This window comes from Streptomyces sp. NPDC090499 (assembly GCF_044769305.1).
GTDB lineage: Bacteria > Actinomycetota > Actinomycetes > Streptomycetales > Streptomycetaceae > Streptomyces.
Window position 1 is genome coordinate 133806 of sequence record NZ_JBIVXP010000006.1, and the last position, 16605, is coordinate 150410.

Below are 16605 nucleotides of genomic sequence, written 5' to 3' on the forward strand. Positions count from 1 at the left end.
CACGAGGGATGACCATGAGACCCGAAGCACGCAGGCTTGCCCGCCTGTTCCGCGCACCACGACGCAGAATCGCCCTGGCCACGGCCTCGGTGCTGACCGCCACCCTGATCCAGGGCGTCGCCGCCCCGGCCGTCGCCGAGGGCTGGCACCGGCCCGCGCTGCCCGCCTCCGAACCGCCGGTCGCCGGCGGCCCGGTCGGCAAGGCCCTGCCGCGCACGACGACGAAGACCCCGCGCACCCCGCGGCAGGCCCCGGCCACCGCCTGGCCCAAGCCCGGCGCGGCGACCGTCACGCTCAGCGGACGGACGACCCGCGCCAAGGGGCTGCCGCTCACCCTGGACACCGGGACGGCACGGTCCGCGGCCGCCGCGACCGGCACGGTCACCGCCCGCGTCCTCGACCGCGCCTTCGCGCAGAAGGCCGGCCTCGACGGCCCCGTCTTCACCCTGCGCGCCGGAAACGCCGAGGACGCCGGCCGGGTCCGCGCCGCATTCGACTACTCCTCCTTCGCCGGCGCCTACGGCGGCGGCTACGCCGACCGGCTCCGCCTGGTCGCACTGCCCGCCTGCGTGCTGACCACCCCGCAGAAGCCGCAGTGCCGCACCACCGCACCGGTGCAGACGGTCAACGACCCCGAGACCAGGACCCTCACCGCGAACGCCGTCACCCTCAAGGCCACGTCCGCCACCGTGCTCGCCGCGGTCGCCGGCTCCGGCAGCGGTCTCGGCGACTACCAGGCCACCTCGCTGTCCGCCTCCGCCACCTGGAGCACCGACCTCAACAGCGGCTCCTTCGCCTGGTCGTACCCGATGTCGGTACCCCAGGTGCCGGGCGGCCTGGTGCCCAACCTCGCCCTGTCGTACTCCTCCGGCGCCGTCGACGGCCGCACCGGCAACACCAACAACCAGTCCTCCTGGGTCGGCGACGGCTTCGACCTGTCACCCGGGTACATCGAGCGCCGCTACAAGGGCTGCTCCGACGACGACGTGAAGAACGCCGACGGCAACGTGCCCGCCGACCTGTGCTGGGGCTACGACAACGCCGTCCTCCAGCTCAACGGCACCGGCGGCGAACTGGTGCCCAGCGGCACCGACACCTGGAAGCTGAAGGACGACGACGGCACCAAGGTCGAGCGGATCTACGGCTCCTCCTCCGACGTCCGCTCCAACGGCGCCCGCAACGACGAGTACTGGCGGGTGACCACCCCCGACGGCACCCAGTACTACTTCGGCTACAACCGGCTGCCCGGCTGGGCGACCGGCAAGGCGACCACCGACTCCGCCTGGACCGTCCCGGTCTACGGCGACGACTCCGGCGAGCCCTGCCACGCGGCCGCCTTCGCCGACTCCTGGTGCCAGCAGGGCTGGCGCTGGAACCTGGACTACGTCGTGGACACCCACGGCGACGCCGTCGCCTACTACTACGACAAGGAGACCAACTCCTACGGCCGCAACCTCAAGCCGGCCGACGACACCCCCTATGTCCGCGGCGGCACCCTGAACCGCATCGAGTACGGCCTGAAGAACACCACCGTGTACTCGGCGAAGGCCCTCGCCAAGGTCGACTTCACCAGCTCCGAGCGGTGCATCCCGGACAGCGGCACGGACTGCTCGTCGATCACCAAGGACGCCTCCCACTGGTACGACACCCCGTGGGACCTGAACTGCGACGCGGGCACCGACTGCGACAACGGCCGGCTCTCCCCGGCGTTCTTCACCCGCAAGCGGCTCACCGACGTCAGCACCAAGGTCCTGGTGTCCGGCGCCTACAGCGAGGTCGACGACTGGAAGCTCGCCCACCGCTGGGGCCAGGCCGACATCGACTACCAGTTGCTGCTCGACTCCGTCCAGCGCACCGGACACGACGGCACCAGCTCCATCACCCTGCCGAAGGTCACCTTCGCCTACACCCAGCTCGCCAACCGGCTCGACAAGACCGGCGACGGCTGGGCGCCCTTCATCAAGGCCCGCCTGTCCACCGTCGCCGACGAGTCCGGCGGCCAGATCGACGTCGGCTACTCCGCGCCGGCCTGCTCCTTCGACGCACTGCCCACCCCGGAGACAAACACCACCCGCTGCTTCCCGCAGTACATCGGCGGTGACAGCACCACCGACCCGGAACGGCAGTGGTTCAACAAGTACGTCGTCGCCACGGTCACCTCGACCGACCGCACCGGCGGCGCGCCCGACCAGGTCACCAGGTACGACTACCTGGACGGCGCCGCCTGGCACTACGACGACACCGACGGGATGACCAAGGACAAGTTCAAGACCTGGTCCGACTGGCGCGGCTACGGCCACGTCCGGGTGCGCACCGGCGGCCAGGGCGGCGACGCGGCCATGAAGTCGCAGACGGACAGCTATTTCCTGCGCGGCATGGACGGCGACCGCAAGAACACCTCCGGCGGCACCAAGGACGTCAGCGTCCCCCTGGACTCCGGCGAGGGCGACCCGATCACGGACCACCCCTCGACGGCCGGCTTCGCCTACAAGACCGTCACCTACTCCGGCCCCGGAGGCAAGGTCCTCGCCAAGACGGTGAGCCGGCCCTGGCACAACGAGACCGCGAAGAAGGTCCGCGACTGGGGGACCGTCACCGCCGACCTCACCGGCACCGAGAACGCCCGGACCTGGACCTCCCTGGACGACGGCGCGGGCGCCAGGTGGCGTACCACCTCCCTCACCAACACCTTCGACCCGGCGACCGGCCTGATCACCCGGATCGACGACGCCGGTGACACGTCCACCGCGGACGACGACCGTTGCACCCGCTCCACCTTCGTCTCCGGCAGCGCCGTCCTCAACACCCCGGTACGCGTCGAGACCGTCGCCAAGGCGTGCGACGCCGCCACCAGCCGCCCCGCCGACGTCGTCTCCGACACCCGCACCGCCTACGACGGCGGCGCCTACGGAGCGGCGGCCACCAAGGGCGACGCCACCCGGGTCGCCAAGCTCAAGAAGTACGACGGCACCACCGCCGTCTACCTCGAGTCCGGCTCCGGCTACGACGGCTACGGCCGCCAGCTCACCACCACCGACCTGACCGCCGACGTCACGGTCACCGCCGCGGGCACCCTCACCCGCACCGCGCGCACGGACGGCCGTACCACCACCACGGCCTACAACCCGACCTCGGGCTTCGCCACCTCCTCCACCGTCACCAACCCGCCGGTCACCCCCGGCGACAGCACCACCGCCACGACCACCACCCAGACCTTCGACGCGCTGCACGGCCAGCCGCTGACCCAGACCGACACCAACGGCAAGGTCACGACCTACGCGTACGACGCGCTGGGCCGCGCCACCAAGGTCTGGCTGGCCGACCGCACCACGAGCCAGACCCCCAGCTACGAGTTCACCTACACCGTCACCGGCGACGCCCCGGTGGCGGTCGGCACCAGGATCATCGGCAACAACGGCGCCCAGGACACCTCGTACACCTTCTACGACGGGTTCCTGCGGCCCCGCCAGACCCAGGCGCCCGGCCCCCGGGGCGGCACCCTCCTCGCCGACACGTTCTACGACGAACGCGGCCTGGTGACCAAGGAGTTCGCCTCCTACTACACCGACACCACCGCCCCCTCCACGACGATGTTCAAGCCGGACGACGCGCTGAGCGTGGAGACGCAGAACCGCTATACCTACGACGGCATGGGCCGCCGGACCGAGGCACGGCAGATCGCCGGCAACGGCGACGGCGGCGCGGTGCTCGGCATCACCAGAACCGTCTACGGCGGCGACCGCACCACCGTCATCCCGCCGGTCGGCGGTACCGCCACCACCACCCTCAACGACGCGCGCGGCCAGGCCACCGAGATCCGCGAACTCCACGTCCGGGCCGCCGAGGCCGACTACGACACCACCGCCTACCACTACAGCCCGCGCGGCGAGCTGACCAAGGTCACCGACCCGGCCGGCAACGCGTGGACCTGGACGTACGACCTCCTCGGCCGGCTCACCGACACCACCGACCCCGACAAGGGCGCCGCCCACACCGAGTACGACGACCGCGGTCTCGCCACGACCACGAAGGACGCCCGCGGTACCGTCCTCGCCTACGTCTACGACGGCCAGGGCCGCAAGACCGAACTGCACGACGGTTCCGCCACCGGCACCCTGCGCGCCAAGTGGGTCTACGACACCGTCAGCGGCGCCAAGGGACAGCTCGCCGAGTCCATCCGGTACAGCGGCGGCCAGGCGTACAGCACCAAGGTCCTGGCGTACGACCGCCTGTACCGCCCGCTGCGCACCCAGGTGACCATTCCCTCGATCCAGGGCGAGAGCGCACTGGCCGGCACCTACCTGTCGACGACGACCTACAACGCGTCCGGCACGGTGCAGGGCGCCGGCTATCCCAAGGCCGGTGCCCTGGCGGCCGGGACGACCGCCTACACCTACGAGGACGGCACCGAGCGGCCCATCGCCGTCAGCGGACCGAAGAACCTGAAGGGCTCGACGGCCTACAGCGACACGGGCAAGCCGCTGCAGTACGCCTTCTCCGCCAACGGCGGCAAGGAGACGGTCGAGACCAACACCTACCAGTGGGGCACCCAGCGGCTCGCCACCTCGGAGGTGAGCCGGCAGGACGTGACGGGTGTCGACCAGCACAACACGTACGCGTACGACGAGGCCGGCAACGTCCTGTCCGTCTCGGACACCTCACGCTCCGGCACCGACAACCAGTGCTTCGGCTACGACTACCTGGGCCGGGTGACCGAGGCCTGGACGCAGTCGACGACCGGCTGCGCCGCCGCGCCCGCCTCCGGCGTCCTGGGCGGTCCGGCACCGTACTGGACGTCGTACTCCTACGACGTCGTCGGCAACCGGCTCACCGAGACCCAGCACGCCACCGCCTCCGGGGGCTCGGACACCCGGCGTGACTACCACTACCCGAAGCCCGGCTCGCACCGGCTGGACTCGGTGGACACCACGGCCGGCACGGTCAAGTCCACCGACAGCTTCACCTACGACGACATCGGCGACACCCACACCCGGCTGCTCGGCGACGGCACCTCCCAGACCCTCGACTGGGACGCGGAAGGCCATCTGGCCAAGGTGACCCAGCCGGTGGCGGGCGCCGGCGACAAGGTCACCGAGTACCTGTACGACGCCGACGGCAACCGCCTGATCGGCCGCACCCCGACCGAGACCACGCTCTACCTCGGCGCGACCGAGATCACCCTGGCCAAGGGTGCGAGCGCGGCCAAGGGCACCCGTTACTTCGACCTCGGCGGCGGCCACCAGGCCGTCCAGCAGGACGACGGGACGATCTCCTTCACGCTGGCCGACCACCACGGCACGGCCCAGCTCTCCGTCAACGCCGACACCCAGGCCCTCACCCAGCGCCGCACCGAGCCCTTCGGCGACACCCGCGGCACCGATCCCGGCAACTGGCCCGGCACCAAGGGCTTCGTCGGCGGCACCACGGACAAGGCGACCGGCCTGACCCACCTCGGCGCGCGCGAGTACGACCCGGCCACCGGCCGCTTCCTGTCGGTCGACCCGGTCTTCACGGCCACCGACCCGCAGCAGATGCACGGCTACACCTACGCGAACAACAACCCGCTCACCTACTCCGACCCGGCGGGGACGGAGATCGGCTCCAAGCCCAACTCCTGCCAGTACGACGTCAAGTACTGCAGCAAGCACCAGCAGCAGGAAGTCGGCTACGACCCGAAGACCGGCACCAGCGACTACCACCGCGGCAACATCTACAAGCGCGCCCACGCCCGGCAGAAGGCGTGGACGGCCGACAACACCCCCGTCACCAACGACATCGACAAGCTCCAGAACTACTGGGCGAGCATGATGGACGGGGAGTTCACGGACGACTTCTGGGACAACCCCGTCTACGAGTCCAAGAAGGCCGGCTCGGCGTGCTACGGCCGCGAAGGCTGCCGCCAGGCCTACCTCTACGTCCTCCACAACGGCGACGACGCCGACGCGGCGACGGCCAAGCAGATCGCGGCCACCTACTGCATCTACAACGCCGACCAGTGCGCCGACGAGGCCAAGGAGGTGGCGCGGGGCAAGGTCATCGAGGGAATCGTCGACGACGCCCTGCTCGCCTACGTCGGCGGCGCGGCCGGCGCGGAACGCCCACGACCCTGCAACAGCTTCGTCCCCGGCACCGAGATCCTCATGGCCGACGGCACCACCAAGCCGATCGAGGACGTCAAGACCGGCGACAAGGTCCTCGCCACCGACCCGGAAACCGGCCGCACCGAGGTCAAGACGGTCACTGCGGAGATCACCGGCAAGGGCCTCAAGCACCTGGTCCGCATCACCCTCACCGTCCAGGACAAGAAGGGCGGCAAGCACACCGTCTCGGTCACCGCGACGGACGGCCACCCGTTCTGGGTCCCGGAACTGAACAAGTGGACCGACGCCACCGACCTCACCACGGGCGAGCCACTGCGCACCTCCACCGGCACCGAGATACGGATCAGCGCGATCCAGCGGTGGACCCAGCAGGCCACGGTCCACAACCTCACCGTGGCCGATCTGCACACGTACTATGTGCTGGCCGGGGCCACTCCGGTGCTCGTGCACAATGACAGATGTGTCGCCAGTTATGACGCAGACTTCGCCATGGGGCAGCTCACCAGAAATGGCACCGCCACGGCGTCCCAGCTGGAGGAGTTCGGGAATGCGAGCGGTTGGATCCGTAGTCAGACGGAGAATGGTCCCATCAAATTCCGTGACGCGAACGGGATTCTCCGGCTCACCATCAAGAAGGGTACTGGCAGGGCTCCGGGAAGCAGTGACCCTCACGTTGAAATGAGGAATGCACAGGGGGAACGAATCGACTCGTTCGGAAATTCCGTCACGCGAAAGAGTCCCGGAAATCACACACCCATCGTATGGGACCTGGGATGAATGACTACAGGGAAGTAAGCAGGCTGAGCGTTTACCACTTGGAAGAGAGCTATGTGCTCGACATCCAAGCTCGCCCGGAGGCCTTGGCTCTGGAGATGGATCTGGCTCTCAATCCCGATCATCCGCAGCACAGGCCCGCTTCGCCCGGTGAGAGACACTGCTACCGGCGAGGGACACTGCAGTTCTCGCGCGTGGTGGATCTGCACTGGGTCGATCAGGGGACTCCACCGGCAAAGGATGCGACTGGCGAGCTGGACTACGGGACCGTCGACTCTCTTGAGGTCGAGGGGAATCTCTACGTTATGACAGGCGACTTCGGGCGAATCTCCGTCACTGCTTCCGATCTGTCGATTCGGTTGCACGACTGAGCAACACGGTTCCCGACAGCGCTGTGCCATGACCGCTTGCTGATGGACGGCGGCACCTCTGTGCCGCCGTCCTGCTGTGCCGCCTACCGGGTCACAGGTACTTCTTCAGCTCCCGTCGCGCCAGCGACCGCTGGTGCACCTCGTCCGGGCCGTCGGCGATCATCAGGGTGCGGGCCCCGGCGTACAGGTCGGCCAGCGGGAAGTCCTGGCTGACGCCGCCCGCGCCGTGCAGCTGGATCGCACGGTCGATGATGCCGACGACCGCACGCGGCGTGGCGATCTTGATGGACTGGATCTCGGTGTGGGCGCCCCGGTTGCCGACGGTGTCCATCAGCCAGGCGGTCTTGAGGACCAGCAGTCGCAGCTGCTCGACCGTCACCCGGGCGTCGGCGATCCAGTTGTGCACCACGCCCTGCTGCGCCAGCGCCTTGCCGAAGGCCTGGCGGGAGACGGCCCGGCGGCACATCAGCTCGATCGCCCGTTCGGCCATGCCGATCAGCCGCATGCAGTGGTGGATCCGGCCGGGACCCAGCCGGGCCTGGGCGATGGCGAAGCCGCCGCCCTCCTCGCCGACCAGGTTCGTCACCGGCACGCGCGCGTGGTCGAAGACCACCTCGGCGTGGCCGCCGTGCGAGTGGTCCTCGTAGCCGAAGACCTGCATCGCGCGCTTCACGGTGACGCCCGGGGTGTCGCGCGGGACCAGGACCATGGACTGCTGACGCCGGATGTCGCCGCCGTCCGGGTCGGTCTTGCCCATCACGATGAAGATCTTGCAGTCCGGGTTCATCGCCCCGGAGATGTACCACTTGCGGCCGGTGACGACGTAGTCGTCGCCGTCGCGCTCGATGTACGTGGTGATGTTGGTGGCGTCGGAGGAGGCCACCTCCGGCTCGGTCATGGCGAACGCCGAGCGGATCTCACCGGCAAGGAGCGGCTCCAGCCACTGCTTCTTCTGCGCGTCGTCGGCGAACTGGGCCAGCACCTCCATGTTGCCGGTGTCCGGGGCCGCGCAGTTCAGCGCGGTGGGCGCCAGGTGCGGGGAGCGGCCGGTGATCTCGGCGAGCGGCGCGTACTGGAGGTTGGTGAGTCCGGCGCCGTACTCGGCGTCGGGCAGGAAGAGGTTCCACAGGCCCTGCCTGCGTGCCTCGGCCTTCAGCTCCTCGACCACGGCCGGGGTGTCCCACGGCGAGGCCAGCGCGGCCCGCTGCTCCTCGGCGACCGGCTCGGCCGGGTAGACGTACTCGTCCATGAAGGCGAGAAGCTTGGCGCGCAGTTCCTCGGTGCGCGCGTCGAACGCGAAGTCCATGGCCGGTCAGCCTTCCTGAAGAGTGGTCAGTCCGTGGTCGATGAAGACGGGGACGAGGTCGCCGATGCGGTCGAAGCCGCCGCCGAGCGTCTGGCCCTGCGTGTACCGGTAGTGGATGCCCTCCAGGATCACGGCGAGCTTGAACCAGGCGAACGCCGTGTACCAGGAGATGTTCGAGACGTCCCGCCCCGAGCGGGCCGCGTACCGCTCCACCAGTTCCCGCGGCTCCGGGTGTCCCGGTGCCTCGGCCGTCGTCGACACCGGCGAGTCCGGCGCGCCGAGCGGCAGGCTGTACATCACCAGCAGGCCCAGGTCGGTCAGCGGGTCGCCGAGCGTGGACATCTCCCAGTCGAGGATCGCCCGGATCCGGTCGTCGTCGCCGATCAGGACGTTGTCCAGGCGGTAGTCGCCGTGGATCACCGTGGGCGCGAGGGACTCGGGCAGGCGGCGGCCGAGCGTGGCGTGCAGCTCGTCGATGCCGGCCAGCTCGCGGTTGCGGGAGGCGTCCAGCTGCTTGCCCCAGCGGCGGAGCTGGCGGTCCAGGAAGCCCTCCGGGCGGCCGAAGTCGGCGAGGCCGACCTCCGCGGGGTCCACGGCGTGCAGCTCGACCAGCGTGTCGACCAGGGAGAGCACGGCGTTGCGGGTGCGCTCGGGGCCGAGCGGGACGAGCTGGCCGGAGGTGCGGTACGGGGTGCCGTCCACGAACTCCATCACGTAGAACGGCGCGCCGAGGACGTCCTCGTCCTCGCACAGCAGCACCGGGCGCGGCACCGGGACCTCGGTCGGGTACAGCGCGTTGATCACCCGGTGCTCGCGCCGCATGTCGTGCGCGGTGGCCAGGACATGGCCGAGCGGCGGCCTTCGCACGACCCACTTCGAGGTGGAGTCGGAGACCGCGTAGGTGAGGTTCGACCGTCCGCCCTCGATCAGCCTTCCGGTCAGCGGACCGGTCACCAGACCGGGGCGCTCACGGTCCAGCAGGCCGCGCAGCCGGTCGAGGTCGAGTCCGGGCGGGTGGTCGGGGCTCATGCATCGCTCCTACGAACGAATGAACAGGACCCGACTCATGATGCCGACCAGTCGGTATGTCGTCCAGCGCGTGAGCCAAACGTGACCGGGACCACCCTACGGCCCGAACGGCGCGGGACGGCTCCCCGCGCGTGCGGGGCGGGGAGCCGACGCGGGCGGAGGCGGCTCAGTGATCGTCCCAGTGGCCGTTGTGCTCGGCGTGCCGGTGGCCGTCGTGCAGGTAGTCGATGTGGTCGCCGTGCAGCACGCCGGTGTGCCCGCAGCTGTCGCCGTGCCGGTGCTCGTGCGCCTCGTGGGTGACGTGACCGTCCGGCTCGCACTCGTCCCAGTGGCCGCCGTGCTCGCGGTGCAGATGGCCGTTGTGCGCGTAGTCGACGTGGTCGCCGTGCGGCACCTGGTCGTGCCCGCAGCCCGGTCCGTGGCTGTGGCCGTGCGCGGCGTGTTCCTGATGAAGGGTGGTCATGGTGCTCGCCTTCAGGAGTGCAGGGGGTTCGGGGTGAGGCGTTCAGGAGCGTGGCCCGACGCCGACGGACAGGCTGCCACGCAAACCGCACATATGCGGGCATCCCGGTTGCGTGGCGTCCGAGTACCCCCGAGGGTCGGTTGCATGAAAGGCATCAGCTACAGCCGCTACGGCGGCCCCGAGGTACTGGAGTACGGCGAGGTCAAGGACCCGAAGGTCGGCCCCGACTCGGTGCTGGTGAAGGTCCGGGCGGCGGCCGTCAACCCGGTCGACTGGAAGTGCCGCGAGGGCCACCTGCACGGCATCATGGACGCCGTCTTCCCGGTGATCCCCGGCTGGGACGTCTCCGGCGTCGTCGTCCAGCCCGGCCCCGCCGTGACCGAGTTCGCGGTCGGCGACGAGGTGATCGGCTACGTCCGCGAGGACTTCCTCTCCCGGGGCACCCTCGCCGAGTACGTCGCCGCCCCGGTGCGCACCCTCGCCCGCAAGCCGCGCAACCTCACCTTCGAACAGGCCTCCGGGCTGCCGCTGGCCGGCCTCACCGCCTACCAGGTGCTGGTCCACGCCCTGGAGGTCAAGCGCGGCGAGACGGTCCTGGTGCACGCCGCCGCCGGCGGGGTCGGCTCGCTCGCCGTCCAGATCGCGGCCCACCTCGGCGCCCGGGTCGTCGGCACGGCGAGCGAACGCAACCACGACTTCGTCCGCGGCCTCGGCGGCGAGCCGGTGAGCTACGGCGCGGGCCTGGCCGAACGTGTGCGGGGGCTGGCCCCCGAGGGCGTCGCCGCCGTCTTCGACACCGTCGGCGGGGAGACCCTGACCGTCTCGGCGAACCTGCTCGCCCCCGAGGGCCGGATGGCCTCGGTCGCCGACCCGGACGTCGTCGACTTCGGCGGCCGGTACTGCTGGGCCCGCCCCGATGCCGAGGACCTGACCCGGCTCACCGCGCTCGCGGAACAGGGCGCGATCACCGTCCATGTCGCCGAGACGTTTCCGCTGAAGGCGGCGGCCGACGCACAGCGCCGCAGCCAGGAGGGGCGGACCCGGGGCAAGCTGGTCGTCACCGTGGACTGGCCGGAGGAGGGCGAAGAGGGCTGAGGGGGCCGAGGGGGTTGAGGGACTGAGGTCTGAGCGGGCCTACACGACCAGTGCGGCGGCGCACAGGGCGATGGCGATCGTGCACAGCACCGCCCCGGCCGCCTGCCGGGACGTCAGCGCCGCGGGCCGGCCGGTGGTCGCGAGGGCGCGGATACGGTGGTGGGCGACCAGCAGGAAACCCAGCCAGAACAGGCAGCAGGCGGCGCAGGCGACGACCCCGGCGGCCGAGGCACTGCCGTGCAGCGCGGTCTTCGCCGCGAGTATGGCGGCGACGGTCGCCGACAGGGTGGTACGGCGCCAGGCCAGCCGGGTCCGCTCCGGCTGCAGCCCGGGGTCGCGGGCCGGTTCCGTCATCCCTCCCACCCGACGAGCACGACGACGACCATCGCGACGGCGACCACCGCGATGACCACGCTGAGCAGTGCCGGGAACCGGGACACCGGGAGGTCCTCGCCGCGCCGCATCGCGCGCTCGCAGCGCATCCAGTGGTTCACGGCACGCAGCGAGCACAGGACGCCCGCGGCGAGGAGCGCGAGGGCGAGGCCGATGCGCCAGCCGCGGCCGAGGTCGGGCAGGAACTGGTCCACGGCGAATCCGCCGCCGATGAGGGCGAGCGCGGTGCGCAGCCAGGCGAGGAAGGTCCGCTCGTTGGCGAGGGAGAAACGGTAGTCGGGGGTCGTGCCCTCCTGCCGTACGACTTCGGGGGCGAACCACAGGCGGACGTTCCGGACGAATTCGATCACGTGCCGGAAGCCTACCCGGGAGGTCGCCGTGGTCGTCCGGCTGCGGGTGCGTGGGGGCTGGTCGCGCAGTTCCTCCCCCGGCCTTCGGCCGGGGGGATCCCAGCGCCCCTTACGGGGCACGACTCAGCACCTCAGCCCCGCCACTCCCGCAGCCGCTCCCACGCCGCCACCCCGTCCGGCACCCACTCCCACTCCCCGAGCCGCGACAACAGTTCCGCCTCGCTCAGGAAGTCGTGCCACGCCACCTCCTCCACCTGCGGCCGTACCGGCAGCTCGCAGCGCACCTCGTACACCGCCGACCACCAGCTCTGCCCGGCGCCGTCGTCGTACAGGAACTTGAAGAGGAACGTCGGCCGGGGGAGCCCGCTCACGCCCAGCTCCTCCTCGGCCTCCCGCAGCGCCGCGTCGTCGTAGGACTCGCCCGCGCCGACCACACCGCCGACGAACATGTCGTACAGGGAGGGGAAGACCAGCTTGGTCGCGGTGCGGCGGTGGACGAAGACACGGCCGGCGGCGTCGCGGGCCTGGATGAAGACGCAGCGGTGGCGCAGGCCCCGGGCGTACGCCTCGCCACGCGGGGACACGCCGATCACCCGGTCGTTCTCGTCGACGATGTCGAGGATTTCGTCAGCAGCGCTCATGCCGCCATCCAAGCAGCCGGACGGCCGCCGGCGTCAGCGCGGCTGGAGGTCCAGCGACGGCTCCTTGGGCGCCGTACCGCGCGGCATCGCCGGATGCAGCCCGAGCAGCACGATGCCCGCCACGATCGCCGCGAGCCCCGCCGCCTCCCAGGCCAGCGCCCCGGTGTCGGTGCGCAGCCGGTCCCCGAGGAAACCCACCCCGCACAGGATCCCGGCGAGCGGCTGGGCCGCCGTGAGCGCGGGCAGCGAGTTGCGCAGCTCGGCCGTCTCGAACGCGCTCTGGACGAGGATCAGCCCGGTGACCCCGAGCACCAGCACGCCGTACGGCTGCCAGCCGGTCAGCACCTCCATGATGCCGCCCTCGGAGAAGCGGGTGCTGGTGACCCGGGTCAGGGCGTCCTGGACGCCGTAGAGCAGGCCGGCGGCGAGGGCGAGCAGCGTGGGTCCCGCGCTCAGGCGGGACCGCTTGGCGTAGGTGGTGAGCACCAGGGCTATGCCGACCATCACGCCGATGATCAGCCAGTGGCGCAGCGGGTTGGTGACGGCGTCGCCGCCGCGCGGCTGGCCCGCCAGGATGAACGACGTCACCCCGCCCGCCAGCAGGATCAGGCCCGCCCAGCCCTGGTGGCTGAGGGGATGCTTCGTCTGGTGCCGGGAGAGCGCGAGGGCGAACAGGAGGTTCGTCGCGAGCAGCGGTTCGACGAGGGAGATCTCGCCCTTGCCGAGGGCGATCGCACCGAGGACCATGCCGGCCACCATCAGGCCGATACCGCCGAGCCAGCGCGGCACCCGCATCAGGTCGAGCAGCAGCCGGGGCGAGAGGAAGTCGCTCAGCGGTGCCTTCTGGGCGACGTTCTGCTGGAGCACGAACCCGAAGCCCAGGCAACAGGCCGCGCTCACGGCGAGAATCAGAACCAGAACGGACACGCTGCGTACCTCGATCTGCGGCCGGGTTACGGAGTGCGTAGTGGCCGACTGTAGCGCTCCCGGATGGGGATTGCTCCGGGAGTCCCGGAACCGGGCGGTTGACTCGGTCACGCCGCCCGGGTCGATCACGGTGGGCGGTCGGAGCGGCGGCGGGACCCTACGGCCATGGTCCGACGCCGGGGCGGCCCGCGCCATGGCGTACACCACAGCCGGAACCCGGAGCCCCACGGTCACCGTACGCCAACCGGACCCCGGCGCGCGTCAAGTTCCGTTTCGCGCACGGTAGTTGAACGGAGTACCAGCCCCGTTCAGCTTGACGCAAAGTCTTGGCTGGGGGTTTGCTGTGCGTGATCGGCCGATGGCAGCCCGACGACCAGGAAGTTCCGCGGTGCCCCCAACCCCGCCCCTCTTAGGCCCAGGCCCGGCCGTCGCCGACGGTCCCCGCGCGCGCCACGCGCCGGCACACCCCCCGTGCGAACACTGTCCCGACGACGCCCTCGACGACGCCGAACTCATCTCCGCGCGAGCCGCGTTGGCCCAGGGCCGCTGGCAGTCCGCCCGCTCCCTGCTGCTCCACACGGGTGACGACTGGGACCGCCGCGGCCACCGGGCCACCGTCCTCGCCCGCGAGCCCTACGCCATCGCCTGGGCCCGCGAGTGGCTACTCGCCGAGCCCGGCTCCGCGGGCGCCGCCACCCTGTACGCCCTGACCCTGGTCCGGCGCGCCCTGCGCGGCAAGGAGGAGCCCGAGCGGGCCCGCGAGGCCTGTGCCGGCGCCGCCGCGCTCGCCCCCGCGGACCCCACCCCCTGGCTCGGCCTCCTGCTGCTCGCCCGTCACCTGGGCACCGACGAGGAGACGCGCCGCGTCTTCGCCGAGGTGCGCCGCCGACACCCCGAGCACCATCACGCCCACCACCTGATGGCGGCCCGGATCGCGGAGACCGAGACCCGGGGGACGTACGAGCTGTCCGCCTTCGCGGAACGCGCCGCGGCCGAGGCCCCGGCCGACTCCCCGCTCGCCGTCCTGCCGGTCGTCGCGTACACCGAACGCCACCGGGTGCTCGCCGCCGCCGGCAGGGCCCCCGCCGACCCGGCCGCCGCCGGGCACTGGAGCGAACCGACCGCGCTGCGTGCCCTGGGCGCCGCCTTCGACTGGTGGCTGGAGTGGGGGATCGAGGAGCATCCCCGCCGCTACGTCGACCTCAACCACCTCGCCCACGCCACCTTCGGCGCCGGCCGGTACGCCGAGGCCGCGGCCCTGTTCCAGCGGATCGGCCGCCATGCCACCACGGCACCCTGGTCGTACCCGGACCGCGACCCGTGCGAGGCGTTCCGGGCGGCCCGGGACCGGACGCTGGGAGGCTGACGGGACATTCATGAGAAGAGGTTGTGGATTCCTTACGGCCGCCGGATTCCGTGGCCGAACACGCCCCGACGGTGTTCGAATGAGTGCGTGAACTCTGAACAGTCCGAGGAGCGGCGGCGCACCGAGGAGGGCAGCCCGGTCGGCCGCCGGGTGTTCCTCGGCACCATCGGCCTCGGCGCCCTCGGCCTGGTGACCGCCCCGGTACTGCAGCGCATGACCGAGACGGTCCTCGGCGCCTTCTCCGGCAAGGACCCCACGGGCCTGACCGGACTCCTCCCGAACGGCGGCGGCTTCCGCTACTACTCGGTGACCGGGTCCGTGCCGGACAAGACCGCCGCGAACTACCAGCTGAAGATCGACGGGCTCGTCGACAAGCCGAACACGTACACCCTGGCCGACCTGCAGGCCCTGCCGCAGACCAGGCTGGTCAAGGACGTCCAGTGCGTGACCGGCTGGCGGGTCCCCGACACGCCCTTCTCGGGCGTCCGCCTCTCCCACCTGCTGGACCTGGCGGGCGTCCGGGACACCGCCAAGGCGATCCGCTTCACCTGCTTCGACGGCGCCTACACCGAGAGCCTCACCCTCGACCAGGCGCGCCGGCCGGACGTCCTGGTCGCGCTGCGCATGCAGAACAAGGCGATCACCCACGACCACGGCGGCCCGGTCCGCCTCTACGTCGCCCCCATGTACTTCTACAAATCGGCCAAGTGGCTCTCCGGCATCACGGTCACCGACAAGGTCGAACCGGGGTACTGGGAGCACCTCGGCTACGACGTCGACGCCTGGGTCGGCCGCTCGAACGGACGTGACGATGAGCCTACGAGCTGAGGCCCCGGCCGCCACCGACCGGCTGCACCGCTTCACCCCGGCCGAGCGCTGGATCCACCGCACGACGGCGCTGCTGATGGGCCTGTGCGTCGCGACGGCCGCCTGCCTCTACATCCCGCAGCTGGCGATCCTCGTCGGCCGCCGCGAACTGGTCGTCCGCATCCACGAGTGCGCGGGCCTCGCCCTTCCGGTCCCGGTCGTCCTGGGCCTCGCCTCCCGCGCCTTCCGCAGGGACCTCGGCTTCCTGAACCGCTTCGGCCCCCACGACAAGCTGTGGCTGGCCGCCGTCCTGAGCCGCGACAAGCGCCCGTCCTCGCGCCCGGCGGGCAAGTTCAACGCCGGCCAGAAGATCTACGCGAACTGGATCGCCGGCGCGACCCTCGTCATGCTCGCCACGGGCCTCCTGATGTGGTTCACCCACCTCACCCCGCTGATGTGGCGCACCTCGGCCACCTTCGTCCACGACTGGCTGGCCCTCACCATCGGCATCGTCCTGGCCGGCCACGTCGGCATGGCCCTCGGCGACCCGGAGGCGAGACGGGGCCTGCGCACGGGAACGGTCAGCCGCGACTGGGCCAAGCGCGAGCACCCGCTGTGGCGCCCGTAGCGGCCTTCCGCACCCGTCGCACACGCTCCGACGGCCTGCCGGGCACCCCCGCATTCCGCTCTCGCGGCTGACCGCCGTCGCGGCGGGGGAGCCGTGAGTGCCGTTCAAGCCGTCGCTCTCCGCACTCCGCCGTCGCGGCGGAGGGAGTCGTGAAGGCCGTTCAGCGCGCCGCTCTCCGCATCCCGCCGCGATGGCGACCAGGCGGAGGCGGTGGAGTCCGGCGGTGCCTCACTGGCCGCACTTCCGGACTCCGCCGTTGCGGCGGAGGGAGTCGTGAAGGCCGTTCAGCGCGCCGCTCTCCGCATCCCGCCGCGATGGCGACCAGGCGGAGGCGGTGGAGTCCGGCGGTGCCTC

General features: G+C 71.1%; 13 protein-coding genes. 6 read left to right on the forward strand and 7 right to left on the reverse strand.

All coding sequences use genetic code 11. From position 1 onward, the window contains the following. Positions 1-14 precede the first annotated feature (14 nt). Both ACIQVL_RS23360 and ACIQVL_RS23365 read left to right on the forward strand, forming a co-directional pair. Positions 15-6878, forward strand: a complete 6864-nt coding sequence (locus ACIQVL_RS23360; RefSeq protein ID WP_403476265.1) for a polymorphic toxin-type HINT domain-containing protein — start codon at positions 15-17, stop codon at positions 6876-6878. Positions 6879-6916: 38 nt separating this feature from the next. Then, complete coding sequence (locus ACIQVL_RS23365; RefSeq protein ID WP_403429261.1) at positions 6917-7246, forward strand: hypothetical protein; 330 nt, start codon at positions 6917-6919, stop codon at positions 7244-7246. A 91-nt stretch (positions 7247-7337) separates the two neighbouring features. On the opposite strand, the gene ACIQVL_RS23370 is transcribed toward ACIQVL_RS23365, so the two are convergent. The 3 genes from ACIQVL_RS23370 to ACIQVL_RS23380 form a co-directional block, all read right to left on the reverse strand. Continuing rightward, positions 7338-8552, reverse strand: coding sequence for an acyl-CoA dehydrogenase family protein (locus ACIQVL_RS23370; RefSeq protein ID WP_403429262.1), 1215 nt, complete (start codon positions 8550-8552; stop codon positions 7338-7340). Between the two features lie 6 nt (positions 8553-8558). Then, positions 8559-9581, reverse strand: coding sequence for a phosphotransferase family protein (locus ACIQVL_RS23375; protein WP_403476266.1), 1023 nt, complete (start codon positions 9579-9581; stop codon positions 8559-8561). A gap of 166 nt (positions 9582-9747) precedes the next feature. Then, a complete protein-coding gene (locus ACIQVL_RS23380) occupies positions 9748-10044 on the reverse strand; it encodes a hypothetical protein (protein WP_403429265.1) in 297 nt (98 codons plus the stop codon). A 144-nt stretch (positions 10045-10188) separates the two neighbouring features. Between ACIQVL_RS23380 and ACIQVL_RS23385 the strand changes: the two genes are divergently transcribed. Further along, the gene (locus ACIQVL_RS23385; RefSeq protein ID WP_403476267.1) at positions 10189-11139 is read left to right on the forward strand and encodes an NADP-dependent oxidoreductase; all 951 of its coding nucleotides are present in this window, start codon (positions 10189-10191) and stop codon (positions 11137-11139) included. A 39-nt stretch (positions 11140-11178) separates the two neighbouring features. Here ACIQVL_RS23385 and ACIQVL_RS23390 read toward each other — a convergent pair whose 3' ends face one another. The 4 genes from ACIQVL_RS23390 to ACIQVL_RS23405 form a co-directional block, all read right to left on the reverse strand. Then, positions 11179-11493 (reverse strand): DUF202 domain-containing protein, encoded by a 315-nt coding sequence (locus ACIQVL_RS23390; protein ID WP_403429269.1) that lies wholly within the window; start codon positions 11491-11493, stop codon positions 11179-11181. After that, positions 11490-11882: a YidH family protein gene (locus ACIQVL_RS23395; protein WP_189264843.1), complete on the reverse strand. Its 393-nt coding sequence runs from the start codon at positions 11880-11882 to the stop codon at positions 11490-11492. Before ACIQVL_RS23395 ends, ACIQVL_RS23390 begins: the two co-directional genes overlap by 4 nt. Before the next feature lie 131 nt (positions 11883-12013). Then, complete coding sequence (locus ACIQVL_RS23400; protein WP_403429271.1) at positions 12014-12523, reverse strand: NUDIX hydrolase; 510 nt, start codon at positions 12521-12523, stop codon at positions 12014-12016. 33 nt (positions 12524-12556) lie between these two features. Beyond that, positions 12557-13450, reverse strand: coding sequence for a DMT family transporter (locus tag ACIQVL_RS23405; protein ID WP_403429273.1), 894 nt, complete (start codon positions 13448-13450; stop codon positions 12557-12559). Positions 13451-13838: 388 nt separating this feature from the next. Here ACIQVL_RS23405 and ACIQVL_RS23410 point away from each other — a divergent pair, with 388 nt between their 5' ends. The 3 genes from ACIQVL_RS23410 to ACIQVL_RS23420 all read left to right on the forward strand — a co-directional run bounded on the left by ACIQVL_RS23410 (position 13839) and on the right by ACIQVL_RS23420 (position 16251). Further along, positions 13839-14816, forward strand: a complete 978-nt coding sequence (locus ACIQVL_RS23410) for a hypothetical protein (protein WP_403476268.1) — start codon at positions 13839-13841, stop codon at positions 14814-14816. 87 nt (positions 14817-14903) lie between these two features. After that, positions 14904-15644, forward strand: a complete 741-nt coding sequence (locus ACIQVL_RS23415) for a molybdopterin-dependent oxidoreductase (RefSeq protein WP_403429276.1) — start codon at positions 14904-14906, stop codon at positions 15642-15644. Beyond that, complete coding sequence (locus ACIQVL_RS23420) at positions 15628-16251, forward strand: cytochrome b/b6 domain-containing protein (RefSeq protein WP_403429278.1); 624 nt, start codon at positions 15628-15630, stop codon at positions 16249-16251. The genes ACIQVL_RS23415 and ACIQVL_RS23420 overlap by 17 nt, the downstream gene beginning before the upstream one ends. Positions 16252-16605: the final 354 nt, after the last annotated feature.

Excerpts from the sequence above, each read along its gene's own strand:
- ACIQVL_RS23360 (WP_403476265.1), top strand. The coding sequence starts at position 15 with ATGAGACCCGAAGCACGCAGGCTTGCCCGCCTGTTCCGCGCACCACGA.
- ACIQVL_RS23370 (WP_403429262.1), bottom strand. The coding sequence starts at position 8,552 with ATGGACTTCGCGTTCGACGCGCGCACCGAGGAACTGCGCGCCAAGCTT.
- ACIQVL_RS23375 (WP_403476266.1), bottom strand. The coding sequence starts at position 9,581 with ATGAGCCCCGACCACCCGCCCGGACTCGACCTCGACCGGCTGCGCGGC.
- ACIQVL_RS23380 (WP_403429265.1), bottom strand. The coding sequence starts at position 10,044 with ATGACCACCCTTCATCAGGAACACGCCGCGCACGGCCACAGCCACGGA.
- ACIQVL_RS23385 (WP_403476267.1), top strand. The coding sequence starts at position 10,189 with ATGAAAGGCATCAGCTACAGCCGCTACGGCGGCCCCGAGGTACTGGAG.
- ACIQVL_RS23390 (WP_403429269.1), bottom strand. The coding sequence starts at position 11,493 with ATGACGGAACCGGCCCGCGACCCCGGGCTGCAGCCGGAGCGGACCCGG.
- ACIQVL_RS23400 (WP_403429271.1), bottom strand. The coding sequence starts at position 12,523 with ATGAGCGCTGCTGACGAAATCCTCGACATCGTCGACGAGAACGACCGG.
- ACIQVL_RS23420 (WP_403429278.1), top strand. The coding sequence starts at position 15,628 with ATGAGCCTACGAGCTGAGGCCCCGGCCGCCACCGACCGGCTGCACCGC.